The organism is Verticiella sediminum (assembly GCF_007558815.1).
In the GTDB taxonomy this organism is placed as follows: Bacteria; Pseudomonadota; Gammaproteobacteria; order Burkholderiales; family Burkholderiaceae_B; genus Verticiella; species Verticiella sediminum.
Genome location: NZ_VLTJ01000039.1, coordinates 711,479 through 727,815, shown reverse-complemented (window position 1 = coordinate 727,815; position 16,337 = coordinate 711,479). Strand labels below are relative to the sequence as shown.

The following is a 16,337-nucleotide window of genomic DNA, read 5'->3' as shown; positions in this document are numbered from 1 at the left end:
GCCGGTTCATACGGCGCGAACCCTTGCTTCGTCGATGCCGAAGGCTGGGCCGCGTGCGAATTGCCTAATATCATGTGCGGGTGCCGTCAACCTGCCCGGACGATGGCTGCGCCGCTGCCCTGCGGGGCAAGGCCGCGGCTTCGCCATGGCTACCTGATGGCAAAAAAAGCCGTTCCCAAGGACGGCCGTACGAACAATAAAACCATAGGAGACTCCCATGACCCCCATCCGCAAATGGCTCGCCGCCGCCGTGGCCGCGACCGGCCTGGCCGCGGCCTCGTTCGCGCATGCCGCCGACGTCACCATCGGCGCCCTGTTTCCGATGAGCGGCCCGAACGCCACGTACGGCGACGTCTTCAGCTCGGGCGCCAACCTCGCCGCAGAGCACGTCAACGCCGACAAGATGCTCGGCGACGGCAAGCTGACGATCCAGTACGAGGATAGCCAGGCGCTGCCGCAGCAGGGCGTGATCGGCATGACCAAGCTGGTCAACGTGCACAAGGTGCCCTACGTGCTGTCGGCCTTCACCGGCGTATCCAAGGCCATCGCCACGCTCGGGCAGCGCTCCAGGACGGTGGCCATCAACGGGGGCGGCGTGGGCCCCGACCTGGCCGAACTGGGCCCCTATTTCTGGAACATCATTCCCTTGGCCAACTTCGAGGTCAAGGCGATGATCCCCTACCTCATCCAGGAACGTAAGCTCTCCCGTTTCGCCCTGGTCTACGTGGACGACCCGATCGGCCAGTCGATCCTGGCGCAGATGAAGGAGACGCTGCCGCAGGCCGGCGGCGAACTGGTCGGCAGCTTCTCGGTGCCCGTCACCGCACAGCAGTTCAGCGGCATCGCCGCGCGCGTGCGCGCGGCCAACGCGGACGTGGTCTACATCGTCTCCTACGGTTCGCAGCAGGCTCAGATCATCAAGCAGTTCCGCGACAACGGGGTCAAGCAGCAGCTCGTCAGCTACAGCGCGTTCTCGGTGCCGGAGATCAACACCCTGCCCGAGGCCATGGGCGCGCTCTACACGACCCAGAACGTCGACTGGAACTCGGACGACCCGGTCACGCGCCGCTTCGTCGACGACTACCGCGCCAAGTACGACAAGATGCCGACGGCCTACATCGCGAACTACTACAACGCCGTGCGTCTGTTCGGACTGCTCGCCCACGACCTGATCCAGCAGGGCAAGCGGATCACCGGCGAGAACCTGCTGGCGCAGCGCAAGTCGGTCGGCACCTTCGAACTCGTCGGCGGCAAGGTGACGCTGCTGGAGAACGGCACCGCGGTGAGCCCGATGCAAGTGGTCGAGGTCGACGGCAAGGGCGGCAAGGTGGTCGCCTCGGACCTGCGCTGACCGCGCAACGGAGTCATCCATGCTCCTGCTACAGTTGCTGGTCAACGGCCTGCAGACCGGGGCGTTGTACGCCCTGATCGCGGCCGGCTTCTCGCTGATCTTCTCCACCACCCGCGTCTTTCACTTCGCGCACGGCGCGGCCTTCGCCCTGGCCGCCTACGTCTTCTACGACCTGTATTCGCTGGTCGAACTGCACTGGCTGCTCGCGGCGCTGGCCGCCGCCCTGGCCGCCGTGGTGTTCGGCGTATTGCTGGATCGCCTGGTGTACGCGCCCATCAAGCGGCACGAGGGCTCGTTCTTCACGGTCTTCGTCGCCTCGTTCGGCGCCGGCATCATCGTGCAGAACGTGATCGGCATGGTGTTCGGCCGCGGCTTCGTCACGGTGGCCACGCCGCTCTCGCGCAGCGTCGAACTGGTCGAGGGCGTGTTCGTCTCGCCGCTGTCGGGCATCGCCATCGTCTGCGCAGCGGTCTTCTTCGCCGGCCTGCAGCTCTTCCTCACCCGCACCCACCTGGGCATGGCGGTACGCGCGCTGGCCGAGAATCCGGAACTGGTGCGCGCCTACGGCCTGAGCCCGGCGCGCCTGTCCACGCTGATCTTCGCCCTGGGTTCGCTGCTCGTCGTGCCGGCCGCCATCATTTCGGCCGCCACCTCGGGGCTGAACCCGGCGGTGGGCCATCACGTCATGCTGATCAGCCTGGCCGCCACCATCGTGGGCGGCGTGGGCAGCCTGCGCGGCGCGGCCTGCGCGGGGCTGCTGCTGGGCCTGGCGGAGAACCTGGCGCTGCTGTGGTTCGGGCCGCAATGGAGCGAGGCGGTCACCTTCGTGGTGCTGTTCCTCTTCATCCTGTTCCGCCCGTCCGGCTTCTTCGGCCGGCCCATCGCTTCCTGAGGCTCACCGCATGCTCGCCTATGTCCTGAACCTGGCGACCCTGATGTGCGTCAACGCGGTCCTCGCGGTCACGCTGAACTTCATCATGGGTTATGCCGGCATCTTCTCGCTCGCGCATGCCGTGTTCTTCGGCGTCGGGGCGTACACCGCCGCCTACCTTGCACTGAACGCCTCGGCATCCATCCTGCTCACCATTCCGGCGGCCATGCTGGTCGCGGGCGTCCTGTCGCTGGCGCTCGCCCTGCCCGCGCTGCGCGTACGCGGCGAGTACTTCGTCGCCGCCTCGCTCGGGCTGCAGGTGATCGCGGTGACCATCTTCTCGGAGTGGCATGCCGTCACCGGCGGCCTCGGCGGCCTGGTCGGCATCCCGCCCGCCGAACTGCTCGGCCACGAGATCATCGAGCCCTGGGCGTTTCTGGGCCTGGCCTTCACCAGCCTGGTCGTGGTGGTCGCGCTCACCACCGCCCTGCTGCGTTCGAGCTTCGGACGCAACCTCAAGGCGATCCGCGACAGCGAGTCGGCGGCCTACGCCTACGGCAAGAACGTGGCGGCGATCAAGACCCTCTCGGTCGTGGTGTCGTCGGCCCTCGCCGCCATCGCCGGCGCGGTCTATGCCTACTACCTGAGCTTCATCAACGTCGAGAGCTTCACCCTCGACACCTCGGTGCTGCTGATGGCCATGGTCATCATCGGCGGCACCGGCACCATCGCCGGCCCCGTTGTCGGCACCATCCTGCTCATGCTGCTGCCGAGCCTGTTCAGCTACATGTGGTTCCTGCCCCAGAGCGAGATCGGCGCGATCCAGCAGATCGCCTACGGCCTGGCCATGGTACTGCTCATGATCTTTCGTCCCGGCGGCATCGTCGGCGCGCTGCAGGGGAAGACGCGATGAGCACGCCGCATCCTTGCGCGGGCGAGGTGCTGCTCGGCATCCGCCATCTCAACAAGCGCTTCGGCGGCCTGCAGGTGACCAACGACGTCACGCTGGACCTGCGCGCGGGCGTGGTCACCACGCTGGTCGGGCCGAACGGAGCCGGCAAGACCACCCTGTTCAACCAGATCACCGGCCACCTGGTGCCGGATTCGGGCGAGATCCACTGGATGGGGCGCCCCCTGCTCGGCAAGCGTCCCCACGAGATCGCGCGCCTGGGCATCGCGCGCACCTTCCAGGACCTGCGTCTGTTCGACCACATGACCGTGCGCGAGAACGTCCTCACCGTCACGGAGAATCGCGCCTGGCTCTGGCAACCGGGCGGGCGCAGCGCGCGCGACGAGCGTGCCGCACGGGTCGATGCGATCCTGGACCGGACCGGCTTGGCCGGCAAGGCCGAGGCGCGCGCCATCGACCTCGCGTACGCCGAGCGCAAGTTCCTCAGCATCGCGCGCGTGATGGCTACCGGGGCGCGCATCTGGCTGCTCGACGAACCTGCCTCCGGGCTGGACCGCGGCTCGTACGGCCACTTCCTGGAACTGTTGCGCAGCGAAGTGCGCAACGGCGTGACGGTGTGCATCATCGAGCACAACCTGGACATCGTCGTCAGCATCTCCGACCGCATCGCCTTCCTCGACCAGGGCCGCCTGCTGGCCGACGGCGACCCGCAGACCGTGCTCAATGATCCGCACCTGGCGGCGATCTACTTTGGAGAGCAGACCTCGTGAGCACCTCCGCCATTTTGCAGACCCGCGACCTGCAGGCCGGCTACGGCGGCCGTCCGGTCCTCTCCAACGTCGATTTCGAGCTGCGCACGGGCGAAGTGCTGTGCCTGATCGGCCACAACGGCGCGGGCAAGTCCACCTTGCTCAAGGTGCTGTTCGGGCTGATCGCCCGCCAGGGCGGCGAGATCCTGCTCGACGGCAAGCGTCTTGCCCAGGTCGAGCCGCGGGCCATGACGGCCGCCGGGGTCGCCCTCGTACCCGAGGGCCGCGGCGTCTTCCCGGGGCTCACCGTGGCCGAGACCATGCGCCTGGGGCTCTGGGCGGCCGGCGTGCCCGAGACCGAGCGCGGCGCGCGTCTCGACTGGGTGCTGTCGGTGCTGCCCATGCTGCGCACCCTCATGGAACGCCGCGCCGGCACGCTCTCGGGCGGCCAGCAGCAGATGGTGTCGATCGGCCGCGCCCTCCTGAGCCGGCCGCGCTGCCTGTTGATGGACGAACCCTCGATCGGCCTCGCGCCCAAGCTGTTCCAGGATCTGCTGCAGCCCATCCGCGCCCTGCAGCGCGAGCATGGCATGAGCATTCTGCTGGTCGAGCAGAACGTGAAGGAAGCCCTGAAGATCTCGGACCGTGTGGTGGTGATGAAGTCCGGCGCGCTCATCCATGAAACGCTGCCAGACACGCTGACCGGCGACAACGCCAAGCTCATGGAGCTGTATTGAGATGAAGTACCCCCCTACGCGCTCACGCGCGCCCCCCAGGGGGCGGCACTGGCGGACCGGCAAAGCCGGCTCCGCTGTGTCCTGGATGGCACCGCCGCAGTGTCGCGCGTCGGGGCGGCGTGCAGCGTCATGGAGCAACCGAGATGAAAGAATCCCCGCCCTCAACGGGCACGCAGGCGTCCATCCCCGCGGCGCTTACGCTTGCCGAGCAACTGCTGGCGCGCAACCTGCAAACGCGGCCGCACGCCCTGGCCTTCGTCGGCGACGGGCTGCGCATGGACTACGCCGGCTTCGGTCGACTGGTCGACGAGACCGAGCAATGGCTGGCCGCCCGAGGCGTTGGGCGCGGCGACGTGATCGCCGTCTGGCTGGTGAATCGCGTCGAGTGGCTTGCGCTCTGGTTCGCGCTGGCCAGACGCGGCGCTGCCTTGATGGCGGTGAATACGCGCTACCGCGCGCACGAGCTCGAGCACATCCTGGAGACGTCGCGCGCGCGCATGCTGGTGCTGCAGCTCAATTTTCGCAAGATCGACTTTCCCGCCGTGCTCGAGAGCGTCGGGCAGCAGGCCGCGGCGGCCCTGGATTGCGTGGCCGTGCTGGACCCGCCTGAAAACATGCCGGGCACCGTACTGGGCAAACCCGCCGTGGCCTGGACACCGGGCCGAACGGCGGCCGGCGCGTCCGCCGGCATGCGCCACGCGGAATCGCCGGCCGGCGCAGCCGACCCCGATCTGCCCAGCATCCTCTTCACCACCTCGGGCACCACCAGCAAACCCAAGCTGGTGGTGCACACCCAACGCACCATCACCCTGCACAGCCAGCGTGTGGCCGCCGCTTACGGCATCGCCGCCGACGACGCGGTCCTGCTCGCCATGCTGCCGTTCTGCGGTGTGTTCGGCTTCAACGGGGCGCTGGCGGCCTTCTGCACCGGGCGGCCGGTGGTCATGCTGGACGTCTTCGACAGCACCACGGCCGCACGCCTGCTCGCCGAGCACGCCGTCACGCACACCTTCGGCAGCGATGAAATGTACCGGCGCATCCTGGATCACGTCGAAGCGCAGCGCCCCTTCCCGGCCGCCCGCGTGTTCGGCTATGCCGCCTTCCAGCCGGGCTTCGAAACCTACGCCGCAGCGGCCTGGGAACGCAGTGTTCCGCTGACCGGCCTGTACGGCTCGAGCGAAGTGCAGGCCTTGTTCGCCCTGCAGCCGCACAGCCTGGCGGTCGGCGAACGCGTACGCGGCGGTGGCGCGCCCGCCAGCCCGGATGCGCGCGTGCGCGTGCGCGACACCGAGAGCGGTGCGCTGCTGCCTCCCGGCGAGAGCGGCATGCTGGAAATCGCCGCGCCGACCAACTTCGTGGGCTATCTGCGCGACGACGCCGCCACGCGGGCCGCCATCGACGACGAAGGCTACTTTCGCACCGGCGACATCGGCTACCTCAGGGCGGACGGCACCTTCGTCTACCAGACGCGGCAAGGCGACGCCATCCGGCTGGCCGGCTTTCTGGTCAATCCGGCAGAGATCGAGGACGCGCTCGAACAGCAGCCCGGCGTCGCTTCGGCCCAGGTGGTCGCCGTGGAGATAGACCGGCGCACCGTGCCCGTCGCCTACATCATCCCCACCGCCGGCGCACAGCCGGACGCCGACACGATACGCGCGGACCTGGCCGGCAAGCTGGCCTCGTTCAAGGTGCCGGCACGCATCTGGCGCATCGACAGCTTTCCCGTCGCCGAGAGTTCTAACGGCACCAAGGTGCAGCGCGCCCGCCTGCGCCAGATGGCGCAGGAGCGCCTGGCCGAGGAAGACCGGCCCTGACCCGGGAGTATCGATCGTCATCCCGCGGCAAGCCAGCCGCGCAGGCGGCGATGCGCCGCATGCCCAGGCGCGGCCCAAGGCGGCGCCCATCCACCATGGACACCACATCATGACCTCGCTCTACCTCGAAGACTTCGCCGAAGGACAGACCTTCCAGACCAGCGGCCGCACCATCACCGAAGCGGACCTCACGTTCTTTTCCATGCTGTCGGGCGACTGGAATCCCATCCACACGAATACGGAGTTCGCGCGCCATACCCGCTACGGCCAGCGCGTCGTGCACGGTGCGCTGGGCATCGCCATCGCCACCGGCATGCTGCACGAGCTGGGGATCTTCGAGAAGTCGGCGATCGCCATGCTCGGCCTGCGCAACTGGAACTTCCTCGCGCCGGTGTTCGTGGGCGACACCTTGCGCCTGGGACTGCTCATCACCGCAGTCTCCCCCGGCAAGAGCGGGAACAGCGGCAAGGTCTCGCGCCGCTTCCGGCTGATCAAGCAGGACGGCACCATTGCCCATGAAGGCGAAAGCGATATCCTGGTGCTCACCCGCCAGGGAGCCGCCGACAGAGACCGGCAAGCGAACGCCTGAGGCAGTGACGCCGATGCGGCAGGCGACGCGGCCTCAAACGACCCGCCCACGCAGGTCGTGCTCGTCGGCCGCCAGCACGCGCACCGAAACGACGTCGCCCACCTTGTAGCGCTTCCACGGCTTGTCGGCCGGGTCGAGATAGACCTTGCCGTCGATCTCCGGGGCGTCCGCCATCGAGCGGCCGACGCCGCCGTCGGGGCCGACCTCGTCGACGATCACCTTCTGCATCGTGCCCACCTTGCGCGCGAGACGCCGGCGCGAAATCTCCTGCTGCACCTGCATGAAGCGCGCCTGGCGCTCTTCGCGCACGGCCTGCGGCACCGGGTCCGGCAGCGCGTTGGCCGTCGCGCCCTCCACCGGCGAATAAGCGAAACAGCCCACGCGGTCGAGCTGGGCCTCGCGCAGGAAATCGAGCAGCTCCTCGAACTCGGCGTCGGTCTCGCCAGGGAAACCCGCGATGAAGGTGCTGCGGATGGTGAGGTCCGGACAGGTCTCGCGCCAGGCGCGGATGCGGTCCAGGTTGCGCTCGGACGAAGCCGGGCGCTTCATGAGCTTCAAGATGCGCGGGTTGGCGTGCTGGAACGGCACGTCCAGGTAGGGCAGCACGCGCCCGCCGCTGGCGTGGGTCTCGTTCATGAACGGCATTACCTCGTCCACGTGCGGATAGGGATAGACGTAGTGCAGGCGCACCCAAACGCCCAATTGCGCCAGCTCGCGCACGAGTTCGGTCATGCGCGAGCGCACCGGCCGGCCATTCACGAAGCCGGTGCGGTACTTGATGTCCACGCCGTAGGCGCTGGTGTCCTGCGAGATGACCAGGATCTCCTTGACCCCCGCCTTGACCAGGTTCTCGGCCTCGCGCATCACCTCGTGGATCGGGCGCGAGACCAGGTCGCCGCGCATGGACGGAATGATGCAGAAGCTGCAGCGATGATTGCAGCCTTCGGAAATCTTGAGATAGGCGTAGTGCTTGGGCGTGAGCCGGATGCCCTGCGGCGGCACCAGATCGCTGAACGGGTCGTGCGGCTTGGGCAGGTGCGTGTGCACCGCGCTCATCACTTCCTGCGTGGCGTGCGGGCCGGTGACGGCCAGCACCTTGGGATGGATCTTCTGCACCAGGCCCTGGCCGTCGGCTTCGGTCTTCGCGCCCAGACAGCCCGTGACGATCACCTTGCCGTTGGCCTGCAGGGCCTCGCCGATCGCGTCCAGGCTCTCCTTGACCGCGTCGTCGATGAAGCCACAGGTGTTGACGATGACCAGGTCCGCCCCCTCGTAGGACTTGGACGTCTCGTAGCCCTCGGCACGCAGGTGCGTGAGGATGCTTTCCGAATCGGAAAGCGCCTTCGGACAGCCGAGCGAGACGAAACCGATGCGCGGCGCGACGGTGGACAGGTTTTCTTGGGTGGCGTGGGGCATGGCAAGGCCGTGGCACCCTGAGGATGCCACGCGATCGAAGGCGGGGAATCCGGCATTTTACCGGAGAGCGGGCCCCGTCCGCCGATTCATTCCTTGTCCGGTTTGCCCGCTGGCGGTTTGGCGAACGGGAAGCTCGCCAGCATATTGCGGGTCTGGTCCTGCAACTGGTCCTGCATCTGTACGAACAGGTTCTTGCTCTGCTCGATGTAGTTGTTCATCATGTTCTGCAGCATGGGCGTCTGCACGTTCATGAACTGCGCCCACGCCTCGGGGCCGAACTGCGTGTTGCCGTACAGGCCCTGCGACTGTTCGGCCATGCGGTTCTGGATTTCCATGAAGGCCTGGATGTTCTTCTCCAGGTAGGAACCCATCACGCCCTGCATGGCATGGCCATAGAAGCGGATGATCTGCGCCAGCACCGGCGACGAGAACATCGGCACACCGCCCGTTTCCTCTTCCAGGATGATCTGCAGCAGGATGCTGCGTGTCAGGTCTTCACCCGACTTCGCGTCCACCACCTGGAACGCTTCGTTGTCGAGCACCAACTGTTTGACGTCCGCGAGCGTGATGTACATGCTCGTGCGGGTGTCGTAGAGGCGGCGGTTGGGGTACTTCTTGATGAGGCGCTGACCGCCTTCCTGGGGATTTTGCATAGTTTCGAGATTCTCGGGAAGCGGCGCCCGGGCCGCGCGGCCCGGGCAGTCGCGTCAACCCATGTGCAGGCCACCGTTGAGCGAAAAGTCGGCACCCGTGGCGAAGCCGGCGTCGTCCGAGGCGATCCAGGCGACCATGGCGCCAATCTCCTCGGGCGTGCCCAGGCGCTTGACCGGGATGGTGGCGACGATCTTCTCGAGCACGTCGGAACGGATGGCGCGCACCATGTCCGTACCGATGTAGCCGGGCGACACGGTATTCACGGTCACACCCTTGGCTGCCACTTCCTGGGCGAGCGCCATGGTGAAACCGTGAATGCCGGCCTTGGCGGTGGAATAATTGGTTTGGCCGAACTGACCCTTTTGCCCGTTGACCGAGCTGATGTTGACGATGCGACCCCACTGGCGATCGACCATGTCGTCGATCACCTGCTTGGTCACGTTGAAAAGACTGTTCAGGTTGGTGTTGATGACCGCTTCCCACTCATCGCGGCTCATCTTGCGGAAGGTGTTGTCCCGCGTGATGCCGGCATTGTTCACCAGCACGTCGACCGGGCCATGCTCGGCCTTGACCCTTTCGAAAGCGTCCACCGTGGAATCCCAGTCGGACACATTGCCTACGGACGCATAGAAGGTGAACCCCTCGTCGGCCTGCTCCTTGAGCCAACGCGCGAAGTCGCGGTTCGGGCCGCAGCCTGCGACGACCACGAAACCTTGCCGTGCCAGCCGACGGCAGATCGCCGTCCCGATGCCGCCCATGCCCCCTGTTACATATGCCACTTTCCCATTCATGGGAATTCTCCTGGTGTTAGCGGCGCCTGCCATGATCGCAACGCCCGAAAAACAACTTCAACCCGCACCGCATTCTTGCGGCGGTGCATCGTTCCTGCCGACTACAGTGCTCTGGCCCTCACGTAACTGCCTGGTGCGGCTTCGATGGGCGGATAGCTGTCGCTGCCCAGCGTGGCCGCCGGTTTGACCTTGCGGCCGCTGTGACCAGCCAGCCAGGTCATCCAGTCCGGCCACCAACTGCCCTTGTGTTCGACGGCATCCGACAGCCAGTGTTCGGCGTCGGCCTGGGGCGTCTCGGTACCGATCCAATGGCTGCGCTTGCCGGCCGCCGGCGGATTGATCACCCCGGCGATGTGCCCCGAGGCGCCCAGCACGAAGCGGCTCGGCCCGCCGAGCAGCCCGGTGGATCGATAGGCCGTCTGCCACGGCACGATGTGATCCTCGCGCGATGCATACAGATAGGCGGGCATGTCGAGCGTTCCCAAGTCGAGCGGCACGCCGCACACCACCGCCTTGCCCGGCTTGCTGAGGTTGTTCTCGAGATACGTATTGCGCAGATACCACGTGAAGAACGGCCCCGGTAGATTGGTGCTGTCGCCGTTCCAGTAGAGCAGGTCGAACGGCGGCGGTGTCTCTCCTTTTAGGTAGCTGTTGACGACATAGTTCCATACCAGGTCGTTGGGCCGCAGGAAGGAGAAGGTCGAGGCCAGGTCGCGCGCCGGCATGAGACCCCCGGCCGCCATCTGCTGCTCGCGCACCTGCACGTGCGTTTCATCCACGAAGACATCCAGCACGCCAGTGTCGCTGAAATCCAGGAACGACGTGAGCAGCGTGAGCGAGGCCACCGGCTCCTTGCCTTCGGCCTTGGCCACCGCGAGCGCGCTGGCGAGCATGGTGCCGCCCACGCAGAACCCGAGCGCGTTGATCTGGTCCTGCCCGCTCACCTCGCGCACAACGTCGATCGCCTGCAGGACGCCTTCCCTCAGGTATTCGTCCCAGGTGGCGCGGTGGATGCCATCGCCGTCGGACAGCAGAGGATTGCGCCAGGACACCATGAACACCGTGAAGCCCTCGGCCACGAGGTGGGCGACCAGCGAATTCTGCGGTTGCAGATCGAGGATGTAGAACTTGTTGATGCAAGGCGGGACCATCACCAGCGGCCGCGCATGCACGGTCGGCGTCTGCGGGCTGTACTGGATGATCTGCATCAGCCGGTTCTGGTAGATCACCGAACCCGGCGTGACGGCCAGGTTGCGGCCCACCTCGAACTGGCTCTCGTCGGTATGCGAGATGCGCGCCTTCTGGATGTCGGCCACCAGATTGGCCATGCCCAGGCGCAGCGTCTCGCCGCTGGATGCCACCAGGCGGCGCTGTGCGTCGGGATTGAGGGCAAGGTAGTTGGCCGGGCACATGGCGTCGACCCATTGCATGACCGCGAAGCGGATGCGCGCACGCGTGGTCTCGTCGGCCTGAACGGCGTCGGCCATGCCGAGCAGCGCACGCGCCGAGGCCAGATAGGCTTGGGCCAGCACGTGGCTCGCCCGGTTCTCGCGCCAGGCTTCGGCGGCGAACCGGCGATCCTTCAGCGCCGGCAAGGCGCCGCCGGCCGCGGCTGCGTTGAGCACCGCCAGCTCTTCGGCGAAAGCCTCCTGGATGGCAGCGAGGGCCGTGGGCTCGAAGCCCACGCTTGCAGCATGCGAGCGCTCAGTGAACGCAGGAGGCTGAGCAAAACCTGGGGGGAGCAACGCTTGGGTAAGGGTAGACAGCATGACGGCAGACCTCGACGACAGAACGGGCACACGTAACAACACCCAGGATGTGGCTATGGTGCATAACGGCGCAGCCCGCGTCAACCAAGACTATCCCTGCCATTGGCGCCTAGGCCAAACGGCGAACGCGGCGCCATCAAGCCGGTTCGTGCAGCCATGCGAGCGTCGCGAAGCGACCCGTGCGGCCGTCGCGGCGATAGGAATAGAAGCGCGCATCCTCGAGCGTGCAGAGCCCGCTCTGCACGACCGTCCCGACGCCGGCGCGGCGCAGCATCGCACCGGCGATGGCGGGCAGATCGCCCAGCCACTTGCCTGCATGCTCGGGATGAGGAATGAACGCGGTGGACAGCCCGGACCCCGCAAACGCCTCGGGCACATCGGGGCCCACCTCGAAGGCGCGCGGGCCGATGGCCGGCCCCACCCACGCGCGCAGCGCGGCGCCGCCCTGCCCCCGCACCCGCGCCACGGCCGCCTGCAGCACCCCGCCCGCGAGGCCGCGCCAACCCGCATGGGCCATGGCCAGCACGCGCGCCTCACCGTCGGCGATCACCACGGGCAGGCAATCGGCCGTCATGATGGCCAGCACCCGGCCCGGCGTCGTGGTGAAGGCGCCATCCGCGATGGGCAGCGCACCGCCCTTTGCGCCCGACGCACCATCCGCGTCATGCACCGTCGTGCCGTGCACCTGCTCCAGCCAGCACGGCTCGGCCGGCAGCAAGGCGCGCAGGCGTGCGCGATTGGTCGCGACCGCCAGTGCATCGTCGCCCACGTGCGTGCCCAGGTTCAGGCTGTCGTAGGGCGCGAGACTCACCCCACCCGCGCGCGTCGTGGTCACGATCGTCATCCCGGCCCAAGCCGGCCCTGCCACCGCGCCCAACGCCCGCCAGCCCGACATCACCGTTCAGCCCTCCGCACCCTCGTCATCGAGGTCGTCGTCTTCCTGCCCTTGCCAGGCAATGGCGGCTTCGACCGCCAGCATGTCGTCCGGCAGTGCGCTCTCGAAGGCCACTGGCTCGCCCGTCTGCGGATCGTCGAAACGCAGACGGCGCGCATGCAGCATCTGCCGCGCCGCGGGTTCGAGCAGCTTGCCGCCGTAGAGCACATCGCCCAGCAGCGGATGGCCCAGACTCGCCATGTGCACGCGGATCTGGTGCGTACGGCCCGTCTCCAGGCGGCACGCCACCGCCGCGACGCGCAGCTTGCCGAGCAGCCCCTCGCGCAACGGCTCGTAGTGCGTGATCGCCGGCTTGGGCGCGATCGGCCGATCCACCGCCATGCGCACCGGCACCCGCGGATCACGCCCGATCGAGCGCTCCACCGTACCCGCGCGGCGCGGCCAGCCGTGCGCCAGCGCCAGGTACTCGCGCCCCACCGTACGCGCCTGCAACTGGCGCACCAGCGCCGTCTGCGCCTGCTCCGTGCGCGCCACCACCAGCAGCCCCGAGGTATCCTTGTCCAGGCGGTGCACGATGCCCGCGCGCGCCACGTGGGCCAGCTCCGGGTAGCGATGCAAGAGGCCGTTGAGCAGCGTCCCGCCCCAGTTGCCCGCCCCCGGATGCACCACCAGCCCGGCCGGCTTGTCCACCACGATCCAGGCGGTGGATTCCGCCACCACCTCGAATTCGACCGGCTCGGCCGTATAGGCCAGTTGCTCCGGCGCCGCCTGCTCCTGCACCGCGAGTACGTCGCCCGTGGCCACGCGCTGGCGCACGCTCGCGGCCACCCGGCCGTTGACCTTCACATGGCCTGCCTCGATCCAGCCCTGCAGCCGCGCGCGCGAATGCTCCGGGATCAACTCGGCCAACACCTTGTCCAGGCGGCCGGCGCACCCCGCCGGTACGTCAAGGATGCGCTCGCCGTCCTCATCGTCCGGAGCGGCGTCGCTAAGCATCGGATTTTCTTGCAAGAAAGCTTCCAACAGAGGAGATGGCCGGCACGTCTGGCCAGCCGCATATAATCACCGGCTCAGATCGAACGTTCGTCACCAGGATAACCTCGATGCCGCTTCACCTTGCCGTTCCCGCTGCGTCCCAGTCCACCGACCGGCACCACGCCCTCGTCCGTTTCGGGATGGCCGCAGCCCTGTCCGTGAGCCTGCTCCTGGGCGGCTGCGGATTGTTCAATACGAACGCACCCGAGCCCGACAACACCGTCGGCTGGAGCGCGGAGCAATTGTACCGGGACGCCAAGAGCGAAATGGATTCCGGCAACTGGTCTGCCGCCATCACCCAGCTCGACCGCATCCAGGCGCGCTACCCGTTCGGGGTGTACTCCCAGCAAGCCATGCTGGACACCGCCTACGCCCAATGGCGCGACGGCTCGCCCGAGCTCGCCATCGCCACCATCGACCGCTTCGAGCAGCAATACCCCAACCACGAAGCCACCGACTACATGCTCTATCTCAAGGGCCTGGTCAACTTCACGCCGGACAACGCATTCCTCGGCCAGCTCGTCGGTCAGGACCCCGCCGAGCGCGACCCCAAGGGCGCCCGCGCCTCGTTCGACGCCTTCCGGGAACTGGTCGACCGCTTCCCCGACAGCAAGTACGCAGCCGACGCCCGCATGCGCATGAACTGGCTCGCCAACACCATCGCCATGAACGAGGTGTACACCGCGCGCTACTATTACGAACGGGACGCCTACATCGCCGCCATCAACCGCGCCGAAACCGTCATTACCGACTTCCAGGGCACCCCGGCCGCCGAAGAAGCCCTGGGCATCATGATCGCCTCGTACGAGCGGCTCGGCATGACCCAGCTACGCGACGACACCCGGCGCGTGCTGCAGACGAACTACCCGGACAGCGAATACCTGACGCAGGGCTATACGCTGCGGGGCAAGAGCTGGTGGAACCCGATGAGCTGGTGGCCGACGGCGAATCGCAGCGCGGAATGAGTAAGGGAGCGTAACCCTCGCCGCTCTACAGCGAAAAACCCTGCCCGGCGGCGACGTCGGGCAGGGTTTTTTTATTTCATGGGTGTTCCGCACCGCCTATACCGTCGGCATCGTGCCTCCATCGATCACGTACTCTGTTCCCGTGATCGTGGCTGCGCGCGGCGATGCCAGGAAAGCGATGAGATTTGCCACTTCGATGGGCGTCGATGGCCGGCCCAGCGGGATACCGCCCAGCGAATTCATGATGATCTGCTTGCCGCCTTCGTAGTCGGTTCCTGCCTGCAGGGCAAGGCGTTCCGCCAGAGCGACAGAGGCCTCCGTTTCTATCCATCCAGGTGCTACCCGGACGACACGAACACCCTGGGGCGACACTTCCTTCGACAGACTTTTGCTGTATGTCGAGAGCGCGGCCTTCGCAGCGGCGTAAGCGGTAGTCGATTCCGGCAACGGAAGCTCGCGTTGGATCGAGGTGACGTGAACGATGACGCCCGCGCCTTGCGCCAGCATGCCGGGCAACAACGCACGATCCAGGCGAACGGCAGGCAATAGATTGAGGTTCAGTTCGCGCTGCCACTCGTCTTCCCCCAAAGCCGCGAAGCCTCCACCGGGCGCTGTCGAGCCGCCCAGGACGTGAATGATGATGTCCACGCCTCCAAAGTCGGCCATGACCGCTTTGGCCACAGAGTCGCAGCCTTCGGTCGTCGTCAGGTCGGCGGCGACGAAGATGTCTGCGGATGCATCGACTGGCTGCTCCCGTGCCGTTGTGAGCACTTGCGCGCCGAGTTCGCGGAACAGGCCAACGACGGCTTTCCCGACACCCTTGGTGCCCGCTGTCACAAGGACGCGCTTGCCATGCAGTTCCAGGGGCGTGGCCATCAGCCGATCTCCAGCGAGCTGATCTTGTCGCCCGACAGCGCGAACACATGGTCGAGCTGCACCGGGCTGCCAGGGAAGTTGCCGACAACGCTTGCCGTGACCGTCAGCAGATCACCCTTTTTGGAAACGCTGACAGGCTCAACGGTGTATTCGAATTTCCTCTGTGCTTCACGCTGCCAGGACTGGATGGCATCGTGGCCCCGATATGTTCGGCTTTCGTCAACGACGAGCGCATCCTGCGTGAAGCAGCGGACGATTCGAGCGATGTCCGCGCCATTGCTGATCTCGAAATAGGTGGAAATGGGAGCCGGGAGAGGAAGGGACATGGTTGCGTCCTCGCTATGTTTTGCCGTACACGCATTCTCGCCATAGACTATCCATTCATCAAGAACGCACTAAAAAGTAAGTTACTGAGCCATGAGGAAGATATACACCCCGGCAACCGCCGCACTTGGCGTAGAGGAAGTTCTGCGGCTGCTCGAAGGTCGATGGAAGCTCATCATTCTTTTCCACCTCTTCGACGGAAAAGTGCAGCGCTATTCCGACTTCGAGAAGTTGATTCCAGGCATTTCCCAGAAGATGCTGGCTCAGCAACTGCGCCAGTTGGAAGCCGACGGCATCGTGTCGAGAAAGCTGTATCCTCAAGTGCCACCCAAGGTCGAATACCGGCTCACAGCGTGGGGATTAGCCTTATGCCCGGCACTGGATGCGATGCTGAAATGGGCGGAACAACGCGACGCCTTTCTATCGAAGGACGTTCCGGACGGGAAGACGGTCGACTGATACTGCCGGCCTGACGCCAGCCGGCGAAGGCGCGCGAGCGCTGGCGAACGCACCCTGCCCATGCGCTGTTGCCCATTCAGGGTTGCCCATTCCGTGGGCGAACCGCTCCACTACAATTGGTGACACAGAGTC

The 16,337-nt window shown here is 66.5% G+C and carries 17 protein-coding genes; 9 read left to right on the top strand and 8 right to left on the bottom strand.

All coding sequences use genetic code 11. The features are described from left to right. Window positions 1-217: 217 nt before the first annotated feature. From FOZ76_RS22860 to FOZ76_RS22830, 7 genes are all read left to right on the top strand, one after another. The gene (locus FOZ76_RS22860; RefSeq protein ID WP_143950561.1) at window positions 218-1,351 is read left to right on the top strand and encodes an ABC transporter substrate-binding protein; all 1,134 of its coding nucleotides are present in this window, start codon (window positions 218-220) and stop codon (window positions 1,349-1,351) included. A gap of 19 nt (window positions 1,352-1,370) precedes the next feature. Next, window positions 1,371-2,243, top strand: a complete 873-nt coding sequence (locus FOZ76_RS22855; RefSeq protein ID WP_143950560.1) for a branched-chain amino acid ABC transporter permease — start codon at window positions 1,371-1,373, stop codon at window positions 2,241-2,243. Window positions 2,244-2,253: 10 nt separating this feature from the next. Then, window positions 2,254-3,135 (top strand): branched-chain amino acid ABC transporter permease, encoded by an 882-nt coding sequence (locus FOZ76_RS22850; RefSeq protein ID WP_143950559.1) that lies wholly within the window; start codon window positions 2,254-2,256, stop codon window positions 3,133-3,135. Then, window positions 3,132-3,902 (top strand): ABC transporter ATP-binding protein, encoded by a 771-nt coding sequence (locus tag FOZ76_RS22845; RefSeq protein WP_143950558.1) that lies wholly within the window; start codon window positions 3,132-3,134, stop codon window positions 3,900-3,902. Before FOZ76_RS22850 ends, FOZ76_RS22845 begins: the two co-directional genes overlap by 4 nt. Continuing rightward, entirely contained in the window at window positions 3,899-4,618 is a 720-nt protein-coding gene (locus FOZ76_RS22840) for an ABC transporter ATP-binding protein (RefSeq protein ID WP_143950557.1), read from the top strand. The genes FOZ76_RS22845 and FOZ76_RS22840 overlap by 4 nt, the downstream gene beginning before the upstream one ends. A gap of 143 nt (window positions 4,619-4,761) precedes the next feature. Next, window positions 4,762-6,432, top strand: a complete 1,671-nt coding sequence (locus tag FOZ76_RS22835) for an AMP-binding protein (protein WP_143950556.1) — start codon at window positions 4,762-4,764, stop codon at window positions 6,430-6,432. 109 nt (window positions 6,433-6,541) lie between these two features. Beyond that, on the top strand, window positions 6,542-7,021 hold the full coding sequence (locus tag FOZ76_RS22830; protein WP_143950555.1) for a MaoC/PaaZ C-terminal domain-containing protein: 480 nt from the start codon (window positions 6,542-6,544) through the stop codon (window positions 7,019-7,021). Window positions 7,022-7,054: 33 nt separating this feature from the next. Here FOZ76_RS22830 and rimO read toward each other — a convergent pair whose 3' ends face one another. The 6 genes from rimO to FOZ76_RS22800 form a co-directional block, all read right to left on the bottom strand. Beyond that, complete coding sequence (gene rimO / locus FOZ76_RS22825) at window positions 7,055-8,437, bottom strand: 30S ribosomal protein S12 methylthiotransferase RimO (RefSeq protein WP_143950554.1); 1,383 nt, start codon at window positions 8,435-8,437, stop codon at window positions 7,055-7,057. An 86-nt stretch (window positions 8,438-8,523) separates the two neighbouring features. After that, window positions 8,524-9,090, bottom strand: coding sequence for a polyhydroxyalkanoate synthesis repressor PhaR (gene phaR, locus FOZ76_RS22820; RefSeq protein ID WP_143950553.1), 567 nt, complete (start codon window positions 9,088-9,090; stop codon window positions 8,524-8,526). 54 nt (window positions 9,091-9,144) lie between these two features. Next, entirely contained in the window at window positions 9,145-9,882 is a 738-nt protein-coding gene (gene phbB, locus FOZ76_RS22815) for an acetoacetyl-CoA reductase (protein ID WP_143950552.1), read from the bottom strand. A gap of 101 nt (window positions 9,883-9,983) precedes the next feature. Next, the gene (gene phaC / locus FOZ76_RS22810) at window positions 9,984-11,651 is read right to left on the bottom strand and encodes a class I poly(R)-hydroxyalkanoic acid synthase (protein WP_143950551.1); all 1,668 of its coding nucleotides are present in this window, start codon (window positions 11,649-11,651) and stop codon (window positions 9,984-9,986) included. 136 nt (window positions 11,652-11,787) lie between these two features. After that, the gene (gene pgeF, locus FOZ76_RS22805) at window positions 11,788-12,495 is read right to left on the bottom strand and encodes a peptidoglycan editing factor PgeF (RefSeq protein ID WP_246129712.1); all 708 of its coding nucleotides are present in this window, start codon (window positions 12,493-12,495) and stop codon (window positions 11,788-11,790) included. Between the two features lie 57 nt (window positions 12,496-12,552). Continuing rightward, the gene (locus tag FOZ76_RS22800; RefSeq protein WP_143950550.1) at window positions 12,553-13,542 is read right to left on the bottom strand and encodes an RluA family pseudouridine synthase; all 990 of its coding nucleotides are present in this window, start codon (window positions 13,540-13,542) and stop codon (window positions 12,553-12,555) included. Between the two features lie 179 nt (window positions 13,543-13,721). Here FOZ76_RS22800 and FOZ76_RS22795 point away from each other — a divergent pair, with 179 nt between their 5' ends. Continuing rightward, window positions 13,722-14,546: an outer membrane protein assembly factor BamD gene (locus tag FOZ76_RS22795; RefSeq protein ID WP_143950715.1), complete on the top strand. Its 825-nt coding sequence runs from the start codon at window positions 13,722-13,724 to the stop codon at window positions 14,544-14,546. 96 nt (window positions 14,547-14,642) lie between these two features. Here the strand turns inward: FOZ76_RS22795 and FOZ76_RS22790 are convergent, their stop codons facing one another. Next, entirely contained in the window at window positions 14,643-15,422 is a 780-nt protein-coding gene (locus FOZ76_RS22790) for an SDR family oxidoreductase (RefSeq protein WP_143950549.1), read from the bottom strand. Then, window positions 15,422-15,748, bottom strand: a complete 327-nt coding sequence (locus FOZ76_RS22785; protein WP_143950548.1) for a nuclear transport factor 2 family protein — start codon at window positions 15,746-15,748, stop codon at window positions 15,422-15,424. The genes FOZ76_RS22790 and FOZ76_RS22785 overlap by 1 nt, the downstream gene beginning before the upstream one ends. Window positions 15,749-15,839: 91 nt before the next feature. On the opposite strand from FOZ76_RS22785, the gene FOZ76_RS22780 reads away from it, so the two are divergent. Next, on the top strand, window positions 15,840-16,205 hold the full coding sequence (locus FOZ76_RS22780; protein ID WP_143950547.1) for a winged helix-turn-helix transcriptional regulator: 366 nt from the start codon (window positions 15,840-15,842) through the stop codon (window positions 16,203-16,205). Window positions 16,206-16,337: the final 132 nt, after the last annotated feature.